At 38.4% G+C, this 13,900-nt stretch carries 17 protein-coding genes; 4 read left to right on the top strand and 13 right to left on the bottom strand.

Annotation, left to right across the window (positions count from 1 at the left end; genetic code table 11):
* Positions 1-25: 25 nt before the first annotated feature.
* From MKY51_RS03635 to aroQ, 8 genes are all read right to left on the bottom strand, one after another.
* Positions 26-850, bottom strand: coding sequence for an EfeM/EfeO family lipoprotein (locus MKY51_RS03635; protein ID WP_339175355.1), 825 nt, complete (start codon positions 848-850; stop codon positions 26-28).
* A gap of 6 nt (positions 851-856) precedes the next feature.
* The gene (gene srtB, locus MKY51_RS03630) at positions 857-1,546 is read right to left on the bottom strand and encodes a class B sortase (protein WP_339175354.1); all 690 of its coding nucleotides are present in this window, start codon (positions 1,544-1,546) and stop codon (positions 857-859) included.
* A gap of 1 nt (position 1,547) precedes the next feature.
* Entirely contained in the window at positions 1,548-2,318 is a 771-nt protein-coding gene (locus MKY51_RS03625; protein ID WP_339175353.1) for an ABC transporter ATP-binding protein, read from the bottom strand.
* Between the two features lie 8 nt (positions 2,319-2,326).
* Positions 2,327-3,280 (bottom strand): iron ABC transporter permease, encoded by a 954-nt coding sequence (locus tag MKY51_RS03620; protein WP_339175352.1) that lies wholly within the window; start codon positions 3,278-3,280, stop codon positions 2,327-2,329.
* 130 nt (positions 3,281-3,410) lie between these two features.
* Positions 3,411-4,316 carry a heme ABC transporter substrate-binding protein IsdE gene (gene isdE, locus MKY51_RS03615; protein ID WP_339175351.1) on the bottom strand — a complete coding sequence of 302 codons (906 nt, stop codon included), beginning with the start codon at positions 4,314-4,316 and terminating at the stop codon, positions 3,411-3,413.
* Between the two features lie 207 nt (positions 4,317-4,523).
* A complete protein-coding gene (locus MKY51_RS03610; RefSeq protein ID WP_339175350.1) occupies positions 4,524-6,320 on the bottom strand; it encodes an S-layer homology domain-containing protein in 1,797 nt (598 codons plus the stop codon).
* A gap of 20 nt (positions 6,321-6,340) precedes the next feature.
* On the bottom strand, positions 6,341-7,120 hold the full coding sequence (isdC, locus tag MKY51_RS03605; protein WP_339175348.1) for a heme uptake protein IsdC: 780 nt from the start codon (positions 7,118-7,120) through the stop codon (positions 6,341-6,343).
* A gap of 271 nt (positions 7,121-7,391) precedes the next feature.
* Positions 7,392-7,832, bottom strand: a complete 441-nt coding sequence (gene aroQ / locus MKY51_RS03600) for a type II 3-dehydroquinate dehydratase (protein WP_339175347.1) — start codon at positions 7,830-7,832, stop codon at positions 7,392-7,394.
* Positions 7,833-8,201: 369 nt separating this feature from the next.
* Between aroQ and MKY51_RS03595 the strand changes: the two genes are divergently transcribed.
* A complete protein-coding gene (locus tag MKY51_RS03595; protein WP_339175346.1) occupies positions 8,202-9,041 on the top strand; it encodes a methyl-accepting chemotaxis protein in 840 nt (279 codons plus the stop codon).
* 102 nt (positions 9,042-9,143) lie between these two features.
* Here the strand turns inward: MKY51_RS03595 and MKY51_RS03590 are convergent, their stop codons facing one another.
* Both MKY51_RS03590 and MKY51_RS03585 read right to left on the bottom strand, forming a co-directional pair.
* Positions 9,144-9,950: a thermonuclease family protein gene (locus tag MKY51_RS03590; protein ID WP_339175345.1), complete on the bottom strand. Its 807-nt coding sequence runs from the start codon at positions 9,948-9,950 to the stop codon at positions 9,144-9,146.
* A gap of 386 nt (positions 9,951-10,336) precedes the next feature.
* A complete protein-coding gene (locus MKY51_RS03585; RefSeq protein ID WP_339175344.1) occupies positions 10,337-10,918 on the bottom strand; it encodes a phosphatidylglycerophosphatase A in 582 nt (193 codons plus the stop codon).
* Between the two features lie 178 nt (positions 10,919-11,096).
* Between MKY51_RS03585 and MKY51_RS03580 the strand changes: the two genes are divergently transcribed.
* From MKY51_RS03580 to MKY51_RS03570, 3 genes are all read left to right on the top strand, one after another.
* Complete coding sequence (locus MKY51_RS03580; protein ID WP_339175343.1) at positions 11,097-11,816, top strand: alpha/beta hydrolase-fold protein; 720 nt, start codon at positions 11,097-11,099, stop codon at positions 11,814-11,816.
* A gap of 190 nt (positions 11,817-12,006) precedes the next feature.
* Positions 12,007-12,522: a YjcG family protein gene (locus MKY51_RS03575; protein WP_339175342.1), complete on the top strand. Its 516-nt coding sequence runs from the start codon at positions 12,007-12,009 to the stop codon at positions 12,520-12,522.
* Positions 12,523-12,525: 3 nt separating this feature from the next.
* The gene (locus tag MKY51_RS03570) at positions 12,526-12,954 is read left to right on the top strand and encodes a GNAT family N-acetyltransferase (RefSeq protein WP_339175340.1); all 429 of its coding nucleotides are present in this window, start codon (positions 12,526-12,528) and stop codon (positions 12,952-12,954) included.
* Between the two features lie 93 nt (positions 12,955-13,047).
* Here MKY51_RS03570 and MKY51_RS03565 read toward each other — a convergent pair whose 3' ends face one another.
* From MKY51_RS03565 to spoVAE, 3 genes are all read right to left on the bottom strand, one after another.
* Positions 13,048-13,296, bottom strand: coding sequence for a stage VI sporulation protein F (locus MKY51_RS03565; RefSeq protein WP_079524802.1), 249 nt, complete (start codon positions 13,294-13,296; stop codon positions 13,048-13,050).
* 18 nt (positions 13,297-13,314) lie between these two features.
* A complete protein-coding gene (locus tag MKY51_RS03560) occupies positions 13,315-13,467 on the bottom strand; it encodes a YjcZ family sporulation protein (RefSeq protein ID WP_339175339.1) in 153 nt (50 codons plus the stop codon).
* Positions 13,468-13,530: 63 nt separating this feature from the next.
* The gene (gene spoVAE / locus MKY51_RS03555) at positions 13,531-13,896 is read right to left on the bottom strand and encodes a stage V sporulation protein AE (protein WP_176142113.1); all 366 of its coding nucleotides are present in this window, start codon (positions 13,894-13,896) and stop codon (positions 13,531-13,533) included.
* Between the last annotated feature and the right edge of the window lie 4 nt (positions 13,897-13,900).

The following is a 13,900-nucleotide window of genomic DNA, read 5'->3' as shown; positions in this document are numbered from 1 at the left end:
TTTATTTTTATGCCTGTCTATTCCTTTATTTAATCGAATCATTCATTTGCTGTAGTGCCTTTTGGACATTTGTCACCGCTGTAATGAGTTCCTGTTCTTGTTTTGCCGTAAAGAGATTATAGTTAACGTAATCCTCTTTACCCACTTCGTAGTACGCTACAATTTCGTTTAATGCTGTAATTTCTTTTGTTGCAGTATCCGCACTTTCAGTAGAAACACGTGGTACAAACACTTCCATTAAATCTTCGGCTGCTTCTGTTTGTGCTTTCACTGCATATACTTCATTTCCTGCAACGCTCGGTTCAGTAAGTCGGGTATTTGCCATTTCCTTAAACATTGTTACAGCTGAAGCAAGCACATTATTTTCCGTCACATCAATTGTCGCAAAATCGGCTTGAAGTTTCTTCACATCGGCAACAAGTTCCTCGGCAATTTCTTCGTACCCTGCTGTCTTCTTCTCATCGAATAATCCGTAGGCTATACGTTGAAAACCAGTCGTTTCCGTTTCTTCTCCTTTCACAAGGTTACCGTTTATCTTTTCGTCAAGCTCCGGGAAACTTGGTGTCAGCGGCTGTAATCGTTCATAGTACATCGTTACTAGCGGATACAGCTTCTGTGCGTCCTCCAGCTTCCCTTCTTTAATAGCAGTCGCTAAAAGCTCGGTATCAATTACAAAGCTATCCAATTGCCCAGCTAAAAGCGATTTAAACTGCTCTGCTTCTGCACTGATATCTATCGATGTTTCCTGCTGTTCCACAGGCTCCGCTACTTGTTCTTCTTCTTTTTGCCCACATGCTGCCAATACAGAAACAGCAAGTAAAGCAGTCATTAACTTTTTACTTTTTTTCATCATAGTTCACCTCTTATTTTCTAGTTCGACTACTTTTGCATGAACGACGAAACGCTCTTTGTCATTTTGTGATGTCGTGCAAGTCGACAATGTCACAATTTTATCGTTAGGCGTTACTTGAACCGGAAGTTTTATATCGGAACGTTGCTGAATTTCCTCTAAATACTGCGTATAGGTATAGTCTGTAAATTGTGTTTCGATATAATAAAAGTCGGTCGTTGCTTCATAGGCGGCAAACACATGCAATGCATACCGTTTGTCATTTGTTTCATAGTAGAAAACGGGATGGGCTTCTGCATATGCCTGTTCGCTAAATTTAGGCAAATCTCCGAACATCGTACCATTGCGCAAAACATGCCCGTAAAAAATCGTATGACGGTCTTCCATTACTTCATTGCGAAAATCGGCAAATATGCTTCCACCGCGACTTTTCTCATCCAAATAATTATGTGTTAAGTAATACTCGTTATCGTCCCTTTGTAAAACAGGATTATTAAGACGAGTATTCTCCAGTGTGAGCCAGCCGATTATATGATCGTTTTGCTGTTGAAGTGAGGCAAGCTCACTTTGTTCGACAATTTGCCGGGCATTTTCAAGCTCTTTTTCCACTTTCTCATAGCTGAAAAAATAACGGATAATAATCCCGGCGCAAATTATCATGACGATACCGCTGACGACTCGAAAGATCCTACGCATATTAAATACTTAACGGCATCATATATAATCCGAGCTGCTCATCTTCATGAAACACGGAATTGACCCCGTATACTTCCTTAATTACTACTTTTGTAATCACATCGCGCGGTTCACCTTCAGCGATAATTTTACCGGCTTTCATTAAAATAATATGGTCACTGTAACGGATCGCCTGATTAATGTCGTGCAGCACCATTACAATCGTCAAACCGTACTGTTCATTTAATTGCTTTACGAGCTCCAGCAGCTCAAGCTGATAGTATATATCCAAATATGTTGTCGGCTCGTCCAGGCACAGTATTTCCGACTTTTGTGCAAGCGCCATGGCGATCCAAACTCGCTGCCGTTCCCCGCCGGATAGTGCCGATAGGTCATTATGTCGTTTTTCAAGCAGATTCGTACAAGTAAGCGCCCATGTAACAGCCTCTTCATCCTCTTCCGCTCTCTTTTTGAACAATGAAGTATGCGGCATCCGACCATACATCACAAGCTTCTCCACCGTCAAATCTGCCGGAATTTCGTTTTGCTGATAAACAATCGCCAGTTTCTTGGCAAACTCTTTCGGCTTATATTCCATCAAGTCCCGGTTTTCAAGCGTTGCATGGCCTTCAAGCGGTTTATTATTTCGTGACATGACACTTAGCAATGTGGATTTCCCGCAGCCATTCGGTCCAATAATTGTCGTCACTTTCCCTTTTGGAATAGCGGTCGATACTGCATTTAAATGACGGGTCGTTCCGTCATGAGAAACGACTACTTGTTTAATTTCCATATTGGTTGTCACTCTTTTCTAAGTAGGAATATGAGGAATGGTCCTCCGATTATCGCCATAATCGTCGATGCCGGTACTTCCATCGGGCTGAACAGTGTACGTCCAAGTGTATCGGCCAATAATATAATAAATGCGCCCAGCAGTGCCGTAAACGGAATTAACACTTTATGATCATAACCGACAAGCCGGCGTGCAATATGCGGCACTAAAATTCCGACAAATGAAATGACCCCTGCCACCACTACAGATGAAGCAGCTAGCAGCACGGCAACCGTCGCTATGAATATACGTGCACCTGTCACATTAAAACCGACACTTTTTGCCGTTTTATCGGATAATACGAGTACATTGCACGAAGCATATAAAATAAATGCAAGAAGTAAACCAATCGAGCCATATGTAACAATTAACGACACATCCTCCCAAGTTTTCAAAGAAAGGTTTGACGTAATCGAACCGGTTGCCGATGCACCGAAACTGATCATCGCTTCTGTAAGTCCAGAGAACATAGCATTAATCGCAATCCCGACTAAAATCAGCTTTAAAGGATTCAGCCCTGATTTCCAGGAAAGCAGGAAAACGAAGAAACATGCAAGTGCCCCTCCGATAAATGCTGCTAGTGGGGTGAAGAAAAATAATGTCGGTACGAAGCTTACGATAAATAATTTTGTAAATGCTGCTCCCGCGGATATCCCGATGAATCCGGCATCTGCTAATGGATTTCGCATAATTGCCTGCAATAATACACCGGCAACCGATAAAGCTGCTCCGGCGAATATCGCTACAATGATTCTTGGAAAACGCAAATCTTTAATCGCTGCCATATCCGCATTATCACTATTAAAGAAATTCATTATAAAATCGGTAAATGACATCTGTATACTGCCAGTAGTCGCTGCGTAAATGCTCGTTAGTACAAGTAATACCGTGACAGCGATAAAGCTGAAAATTTTTTTGGTCACAGAAAACATCCTTTATATGATGAAAAGCAAAACCTCGCTCAAGACTTTGCTTTTTCAACATTGTTATTAATAAGGTGAACGGGGAACCCCGCATATCCTCCCCCCTGCGTAAACCTGGGAGGCAGGGGTTTTATGGATAAAATATTTCTACTAACTCATTGAGTGCTTCCGGTACATTCAATGCTGCTGTTGTACCAAATAGCTCTTCTTCCAAATCATATACTTGTCCGTTTTTCACAGCATTAAAATGTTTCCATACATCATTTTTGGTAAATTCCTCGTCAAACATTTTAATCACTTCATCCGGCATACCGTGCGATAATCGTAAAATAATGTCAGGATTTGATGAATATAAATACTCTGTATTCGATGGCAAGTATTCTGCATCCTGGCCAGCCATGACGTTTTCACCGCCAGCAAGACGGACAAGATCTCCCGCATAGGAATTTTCCGTTGCTACTAAGTAACTGCCAGGCACTCCAAGTAAAATGAGTACACGCGGCTTCTCTTCATTACTTGCTGCCACCTCTACCGCATCAATTTCCGCCTGTAGTTCATCATTCAAAGCTTTCGCTTCGTCCACGCGGTTGTAGCGTTCTCCAAGTGCTGTAATTTCGTCCATCATTGATTCAATACTTGTTAAATCAACAAAATCTACCGGAATTTTCAACTGCTCAAATTTATCCTTTAAGTCGTATTCCAATGTGGAAACGGAAAGTACCTCCGTAGGATTAAGCGATTTAATGATTTCCGCATCCGGATCCATCGCATTTCCGATATTCGGCAGATCATCGAATCGTGCCGGCAAACCCTTTACCGTATCCGGAATAGCAACCGCATCAAGATTCAACCGGTCCAATATTTGTGCGATGACAACTGTTCCGGCGATAATTCGGTGCTCCTGTTCAACTGCCGCTGCCTGTTCAGATGCAGTATTATCTTCACCGGTGTTGGTTGACGCTGCTTGCTGTTCACTATTTCCGCATCCCGCAAGTACCGCCATGCTCAGTGCGAGACCGATTAACCACTTTTTCATTTGCTTTTCCTCCTAGCTGTTTAAACTGAAGTAAAATTTCATCCCGTATTAGATGGAAGTTTAGTTCAATTTAAGCGTAGCGTCTTAACTATCCTTACCTTAAAAATAGGATTGGGGCTGTATTAAAAGCCTCAGCTTTTAACACAACCCTACCTAAACTAGTATTAGCAATGGCTGTTTGTAATAAGCCATTTACGATTCATTGAATTATTTCTTTAAACCGTCAACAACTGTTAATGTGTTGTTTAAGATTTTTGCCATTTGAGAGCGTGTTAATTTATTTTCCGGATTGAATTTTCCTTCAAAACCAGAAATAATGCCTAATTTATTTAATTCAGAAATTGCTTTCGAAGCTTCCACTTCTTTCGGCATATCAGAGAATTTCGCTACTTCGCCAGATGCTTCATAGCCATTTTTCTCTAATAGACGGTAAATCATTAAAGCAGCTTGTTTACGCGTTACATCTTGTCCAGGTGCAAATGTAGTAGCAGTTTTACCGTTAATAATACCGTATCCGTTTAATGCATTGATTGCTGCTTTTGTTTCAGCATCGTATTTTACGATATCAGTGAAGTTCGCTTTTGCCGGTACATCCAGTTTTAATGCACGGTTTAACATTAATGCAAATTGAGAACGCTTTAAGTTGTTGCCTGGATTAAATTTTTCTGCTGCAATGAAAATCCCTTTATTGTATAGGTTAATGATTGCATCTTTATTTCCGTTGTTTGCGATATCTTTAAATGGAACAGTTGTTGCGTTCTTTTCAGTAAACTTCATTTGGAAATCATGTGCAGTTTCATATAATACAGTGCCGTTAAGAACTACTTTTAAATCTGCTGTAGCAGTATAAATTTTTTCTAAATCTTTGACTGATAACGTATAGATTTTTACTGTGTTATCGCCAACTTTTTCTTCTGATTTTAATGCAACTGTTGCGCCTTCAACATCGAAGCCCAATAAATGTTGACCTTCAGGGAATGTTAACTCTACATCATAGCCCCCTTCAGTTGCTGTCACTGTTACTTCATCGTCCAAATATTTATTGTGCATAATAGACAATTCCTGAGTTCCGTTCTTTAATGCTGTAACATCCATTTTTACAGACTCAACCGGTGCAGGTTTTGTTTCAGCTTTTGGTAGTTCCAGGTCAGCTGTTTCGATAGCGAAATTAAAGTCATATTGTTTGTCCATATTCATAGCAGGTACTACTACATGTACTGATGCTTCATGCAGATCACTGATTGATGGAATATCGATTGTTACCTTACCGTCTTTTGCCTCTACTTTATTGCCAGCAATCGTTACATCCGGAACCATTGCTTTTGAAGCTTCTGTGATTGTTAACTCTACAGAATATTTACCATCTTTCACGATTAATTTTGCATCAGGAGAGAAATGATTCGTAATTGCTGTGTAGTTTCCTACTTTTTCTTTATAAGCATCCCATTTGATAGCGTATGTACCATCTGCCACAGACTCAAACGTTTTACCAGGTGTATAAATCTTCTCTTCTTTCACTTCTTCAACTGGCTTTGTCGTTTCCGTTACTTCTTTGATTGATTTTGCATCAGGTGTTAACGTCACTTTATAATCAACCGGATCTTTTCCGACGAATGTAATTGTCATATTTAAAGTAGCTTCAACTGGAGCATAATCTGCAGTTACTGGAATGTTGATATGTTTTTTACCGTTATATTCAGCCATTGCAGGTTGTCCTGCCACTGTTACGCTGTTTACCATTGCTAATACCGCATCTGATAATTCAATATTGATAAATTGCTGACCATTACGCTCAACTAATGTACCTGTAGTTGGAATAAAACGTTTTAATGAATCATCCGCTTCAACTTTGAAGTCAATTGTTTTTGAAGCTGTTGGTGTTGCCGCTTCTGTTGCTTTTGTTTCTGTAGTTGTGTCAGCAGATACTGCCATTGCAGGTACGATTGCTGATGTAGCTAGTAATGAGGCTAAAACCGCTTTAGTTGCTTTTGATTTGTTTGTCATTTTTTATTTCCCCTATCTGTCTATGTAGTTTTTGTTTTCTTAGTGCGAATGAATACAACGGCTGCTATCAAAAATAAAACAATCGCCATTAATGGTAATTCATCGCTCGTCTCCGGATTTTCTACGACTTCAGAATCCTCAGCCTGCTTTGTTTCAGACACAACTTCTTCTTCGGATTTTGTTGAATCATCTGTCTTTGTCGTTTCTGTTGTCACTTGCTGTTCGGATGATTCTTGTTTCTGCTTTTCAGTTGTTGATGATGCTGGTGTATTTGAAGAAGTATTACTTCCTGACGACTTTGTCGGTGTTTCCTGAGGTGCCGGAGCTGTTTTAGCCGGTTCCTGCTTTACCGTTTCTTTAGGTTCCTCGGCTTTTGCTTCAGGTAACCCCCCGCTGTTAAATACAAAATCAACACTATAGCTATGATGGTAATCAATATCATCAATGTCGATTTTCATCGGGATTGTCACTAAATTTGCATTGGAAACAGTAAACTGCACTGTACGCTGGTCTGCTGATTCATTTGAGCTGATTACTTTCGCTCCGCCTGGAGGATTAAACTGTGTAACCCAGCTGCTGTTTTTAATCGTAAGCTGCATTGTCATTTTTCCATTGTTGACAATTAATTTGGCGGGCTTTAAAAAATAGTCATTCGCCATGGATGCGGAATTGCTCCCGGGTTTATTAACTTGATAACTGATATCATATGTACCATCAGCAATCGCTGCAGAGGAATTATTCGGTAAAGTAAACGCTACCAAAAAAAGAGCAGCAAAAAATATGAAGAAACCTCTTCTCACACTATTTCTCCTCCTTATCTATATAATTATAATTTCCTAACAGAGAATATTTCTCAATACCACTATATAGCATGCCATAAAACGGCTATTTTCTCAATTGATGATATTCTCATTTAACACTTATTCTTCACTTCCTTTGCAAACTTCACATATTTGTCGCAAATCAATATAAAATGCATCCTATTCAAATAAGCGATTTCTAAAATAGAAATCGCTTAAACTATTTAACCATCTAGCATTTACAAACAAATTTTGATGTATGTGTAAATCATTATTTTCTAATCGCTTGGACTGCAGCTCGGATTCCGAGTAAGTAACTTTCTTCCCCAAAACCGGAAATTTGTCCTGTTACAATATCAGCGAATACCGATTTTTCACGGAAACTTTCACGTGCATGAATATTGGACATATGCATTTCAACAATTGGTCCTGTGAAAATAGCCAATGCGTCCCGAATTGCATAGCTATAATGAGTCCACGCACCTGCATTTAGAACAATTGCGTCTACCCCTGATAGGAACGCTTCATGAATTTTTTCTACGAATTCACCTTCGTGGTTCGTCTGGAAAGTTTCTACTTCAACATTTAATTCTTTGGCTAATTCTTGAATATTGCTGTTAATCTGCTCCAAAGTAATCGTACCGTAATGTTCCGGATCACGTTTTCCAAACATATTGTGATTAACACCATGTAACATTAAAATTTTTGTCATCCGTCTTACCCCTTAATTAGTATTTAGCTAATGATTACATATTCCATTATTTTTGCTTACCGGTGAATATTTTAAAGCTTAAATCTCTTTGCCATCACATCATACCAAGACTGGTGAATATAGGACAACCTCGTTATTCAGCTTGTACGAAATATCAGTCTTTACGAGCGAAAATTGAAAATTCATGAATTTACGAAAGACCGTTACGTCCCGGCTTTTTCCTTTTCTATTGATCGGCGAGGTTTTTAAACTATCGGAAAAACGTTGTAGCATATATTTTAAAACAATGCTATGTTATTGAAAGAAATACCATATTTATCATCCATATGAGCGGGTTATTCGAAAGCATTTACTAAAAAGGGAATAAAAATGAATAAAATATATTCAAAAACAGCCATTCATCCGGTCTTACAAAATTATTTAGAAGTCTTACCTTTATTCCACTTGATGTTACCTGACATCGCTTTTGGGGTAACAGATACAGAAGAATGGCTCACTTACCGTCCGGGCCGAAAAATAGATATTGGTGCAAGTGCGGGGACTAAAATAAATCCACTGGAACCTCTGGCAGAGGTTATTAAAAACAATGTAATAATAAATGATGAAGTTCCATCTGAGTTCTTTGGACTTCCTTTCACCGGCATAGCTGCACCAATTTTAGATAATGGTCAGGTAATTGGAGCACTAGCCATCCAACTACAAAAACAAAATGAAAAACAACTTAGAGCTATTTCAGATCAGATTTTACAATCACTTGAAAAAGCTAATAACAATGTTATATCGATCACAGATAGCTCGGAAGGTCTTTCAAAAATAAGTGATAAATTATTAGAACAGTCCAATCATGCTATGGAAGAAGTAAAAAATACTGATGAAGTATTAAACTTCATTAAGAGAGTGGCTGATCAAACAAACCTTTTAGGGTTAAATGTCGCGATTGAAGCAGCAAGGGCCGGAGATAAAGGTCTTGGCTTCACAGTAGTTGCTAATGAAATCAGAAAGCTTTCTTTTGAAACAGTTTCTTCCACAGAAAAAATAAGACAGACATTAACGAACATCCAAAAATCAGTGAATGATATTACAGCCACGATCCAAGAGGTTGTAGTTGTAGGACGTGAACAAGCATCTTCTACTGAAGAAATTTCTGAGATCATTACGAAAATTGAAGCGATGAGTAAAGAGTTAAACAAGTATGCTTCCGAATTATAAAATTTAAAGAACACATATAAAAAGGACCTCCAGACATGAATCATTTAGATTTAGTCTGGAGGTCCTTTGCTTTTCGTAATAGTACATAGTTGACGGTCTACTCTATCTGGATGCCGGAATAAATCCTGCCTCTTCAGCCTCTTTCACTGAACAGAACATCTCTTCGGCTACTGTATTCTCATAGTCAAGTTGCCCGGGCATATGATAAATTTTATTACCTTTTCTATTAATATTGCCTTTAATATCGCAACTATTATCGTCCGCTGTCGTTTTATCTTGTTGCTCCCCATTGCGCATTCCTGCCGCAGCATTAAATGCTTCTTTATCATAACCGCGGTTTGTTACATAATCCTCAACAGACCATATTCCGATCGCTGACTGCTGTGCTGTTTCTTGTAACGATTTGAACCGGTCCACATATTTCGTATTCGGATCATATATATAGGCAACTCTTGCCAAACCGTTTTTCAGTAACTGCTCTTGTACACTAATCCCATCCTGGGTATATATATACGCTAGAAGTCTTTGATATTTGTCGCGATAAGAAACATCGAATTCCAAATACACTTTGTCTTGTCCAGCCAATAGCTGCTTCGTAAATTCTTTTGCTTCAGGTCCATATGGTTGCTCTCCCAAAGTCTCATGATTTGTTTCTGGAGTGTCAATCAGCAAAAACCGTACTTTCTCAGAATTTCCGTTATAAATAATTCTTATCGTATCGCCGTCTATTACACTGTCCAGCTTATATTCTTCAAACTTGCTTACATCATATTTATCCGCATTTTCCTTCACGCTGGAAACGAGACTATTTATATTCTCGATGTCATTAACATCCGTATTGAAATCTGTTTGTTCCGTACAAGCACTTAATATTAATACCGGCAAGAACAACCATAAAATTCTTTTCATTTAAAAAACCGCCTTTAATTACCCAACTTTTTACGTTCATAACAATAGCTATAAATTCAAAAATCCTCAGTTAAACTGCCTAACTGAAGATTCAAGTCTTAACTGAATATTAAATATAGAACAACTGCTAAAATAATTGTTCCGCTAGTGATTAATGTTTTTATATCCTTGTCACTCATTGTATACTCCTCTTTTCCAACTTACTTTAACATATTTTATTTAAGTCTATTATCTATCCTCGGATAGCACAATAATTTTGATTTTTTTGTATTATTTTTTCAACTGGATCAATAATATCTTCACAAAAAAAATCTTCAGTATCGAAACCGAAGATAATACTTTAAGGTTCTTTTCTGGTCCATCTTGATAGCTCATTTTAAAATTTTCTAAATATCCGTATTTGGCTTAGGATTGGGTCCTAAGTCTACCGGTGGAATATCTGCAAATGTGCCGCCTTCTTCTTCTAAATCTCGCATACGGTGTGCCAGACGTGAAGCTGCACAGGCTGCGATGCTTCCTACTAAATCATCTAAAAATGTATTTACCGATTCGCCAGCTTTTGTATCAAGCTTTTCGATAATCCCGATTTTTTGCTTATCCAAATGACCGAAAGTTGTAACGGCAATACTACCATACGTAAATACTGAGCCTAATGCCAGTGTTTCGTCAACGCCAAACAGCCCTTCATCTGCCTCGATAATTGCTTGAAGCGGTGCTGACAGCAATCTTTTTTCCGCCAGTTCGTCAAGTTCAATTCCGACTAGTACAGCATGCTGCACTTCACGTTTATTTAATACACGAACAACCGATTGAATACAGTGTTCAATAGTTAAACCTTCATTATATGGTGATTGCATCGTAAACACGATTTCCGCAATATCCTCAATTTTCACATGACGGCGTTCCAACGCGTCATATGTAGCTTTTGTTACTTCGTCTGAGTGTACACGAATATTTTTATTATGCATAAGAAATCCTCACTTCTGTTTATTTTAGGCACTCATTTTTTCCGCATTAACGGATAGTCATTATACTGCCTCGAAAGTTCAGCTTCAGAGGCAAGATTTATAGCTTTTTTTATATATTACACCTTTATTTTACTATATGATACAATTTTAGATACATCAAAAAACAGGGGTGACAACATTGGAGAGAGGCACAGTAAAAGATGTTACTTTTTTTAGCAATGCATTAAACGAAGAGTTAGAATTACTAATTTATATTCCAGCAAATTATTCTCCACTATACGAATATAACATTTTAATCGCATCCGATGGTAAAGATTACTTTCAATTAGGGGGAATTCCACGTCTCGCTGATGAACTGATCGATGGCTATGAAATTGAAAATACCATCATTGTTGGTGTGCCATACAAAAATTATGAAGATCGAAAGAGAAAATATATACCGGCAGGAGATCAATTTGAAGCGTATATGCGGTTTTTGGCACATGAGCTCGTGCCTTATTTAGATGATGAATTTTCAACTACACAAGTTGGCGGTGGGCGTGCATTAATAGGTGATTCTATGGCTGCAACCATTTCATTAATGACTGCCATCCATTACCCTAATATTTTCGGTAAAGCAGTATTACAATCACCTTATGTAGATGAGCTTGTATTGCAGGCTGTTAAAGATGCGAAAAATATCAATATTCTTTCGTTGTACCATATCATCGGTCTTCAGGAAGATCAAGTGGCCTTAAAGGATGGCACTGTCAAAGATCTGCTGACACCGAACCGTGAGCTGCACCAATTGTTCGTCCAACATGGTATTGATACATTCTATGAAGAATTCAATGGAAATCATACATGGACTTACTGGAAACCTGATTTAAAACGTGCACTAATTGAAATTTTCGGATAATACAGTGAGTTGTAAATGTTTATTCACAAATTTTTCTGTTATAATGAAAACAATTACGCCTTGGTGTGGCTGTATCTAGATTATCAATCATGAATAGTTGTATAAATCTATGCCATTTACAGGACGTCTCACATTCATATAGAACAGTGCTATATGAAATTATTCATAAAATTTTTAGGGGGTAATGAATTTGAAATACGGTATTGTTGCTTTTCCATCTAAAAAATTACAAGATTTAGCGAACACTTATCGCAAACGCTATGACCCGCATTATGCATTAATCACACCTCACGTTACATTAAAAGATGCGTTTGACGCGGATGAAGCTGAAATCGGAGAAATCTCCAAGCACTTACAGGAAGTGGCTTCAAGGTTTGCACCTTTACAAATTCACGCCTCTCGAATCAGTTCATTTTATCCGACGACGAATGCCATATACTTCCGAATCGAACCGACACCACAATTAGAAAATATTCATAATTCTATTCAGGAAAAAATCACTTTTGGTGCGCCAAAGCATGTGTTTGCGCCACATATTACTATCGCGCAAAAAATGAGCGCTTCCGAGCATGATGATATTTACGGTCAGTTGCGTATGGTTGGAGTAGATGAAAAAGATTCAATCGATCGTTTCCACTTGCTTTACCAATTGGAAGACGGCTCATGGACAACTTACGAAACCTACAAATTGACTGGAGCTGAGTAATACGTGTTTGATGTAAAATTAGTTACAACCGACGAAGACCGCGAACGTGCATTTGCACTACGCAAAGAAGTGTTCGTCAAAGAGCAAGGGGTTCCATTAAGTTTGGAATTAGATGAATACGATGAGACAGCCATTCATTTTTTAGTAAATGAAGGTGAAAATTCCATTGCTACAGCACGGCTTCGCGAAGTCGAACCGAAAGTCGGAAAAGTTGAACGCGTTTGCGTTTTGAACAACTACCGGGGTAAACGACTTGGTGCATTAATTATGGAAGCTGTTGAACAATATGCAAAAGATGAATCATTTGAAAAGCTTAAGTTGAATGCACAAAGCTATGCGATTCCTTTCTATGAGAAACTGGACTATACTGTCACTTCTCCGGAATTTATGGATGCCGGCATTCCGCACCGTGCTATGGAAAAGAAAATTTAATCTTTTCAATCACATAAAAGTTAAAAAACATCCATTTCTCTTCGGAGAAAATGGATGTTTTTCGTTTTGTTACGCCACTTTTTAAGTTCCGAATTATCTCATCATTTTCTCGATTTTCGAAAAATCCAAAGACTTACCGTCTTGAATGATTGATTGGACAATTTTATCTTCAAGCTCACTTGTAATCGGTTTATTTGCAAGACGGCTTACCTTTTTTACGATTTTTCGAACTTGCTTTTCATCCGAGAAATCTGCATACGTCAATGCATTTGCAAGCGTCATAATTTCATCGAAATCAACGCCGGTTTTGCGCTCCACTTTTTTAAAAAACGAACGATCCATACTGTTTACTTCCCTCCCTTAAATAAATACGCTACCAACGATAATAAGTAAAATAAATAGTACAACGATCAATACGAATGTCATACTATTATTACCGCCATAGCCTGGGGAACAGCCATAATCACAACCACCATGTTGCCAACCTTGTTGCTGCCAACCATATCCAGACATACTTATACCCCCCTTTCTATTTTGTAGTGTATGCAAACACTCAAAAAAAAGGAGGGTATTCGTCTAATCTACTTTTCCTTTAGGCTTAAATATTAATGCCGCGATAAAACCAAACAATATTGCAGCACTAATTCCAGAACTTGTTACCTCAAACATACCTGTCAAAAGACCAATCCACCCGTGCTTTTCAGCTTCAGCCATCGCCCCATGTGTCAATGAGTTGCCAAATGAAGTGATTGGAATCGTTGCACCGGCACCGGCGAAGTTTATTAAGGCTTCATATAAATTAAGTCCATCCAAAATTGCTCCTACTACTACTAAAATGGATAAAGTATGACCAGGTGTCAGCTTTCCTACATCCATTAATAACTGACCAATTACACAAATTAATCCACCAACGACAAATGCCACTAAAAATGTAAAGCCGATTGTA

Source organism: Solibacillus sp. FSL R5-0691, assembly GCF_037974225.1.
Taxonomy (GTDB): Bacteria; Bacillota; Bacilli; order Bacillales_A; family Planococcaceae; genus Solibacillus.
The sequence above is the reverse complement of the archived record's forward strand: the minus strand, read 5'-3'. Positions and strand labels throughout refer to the sequence as shown.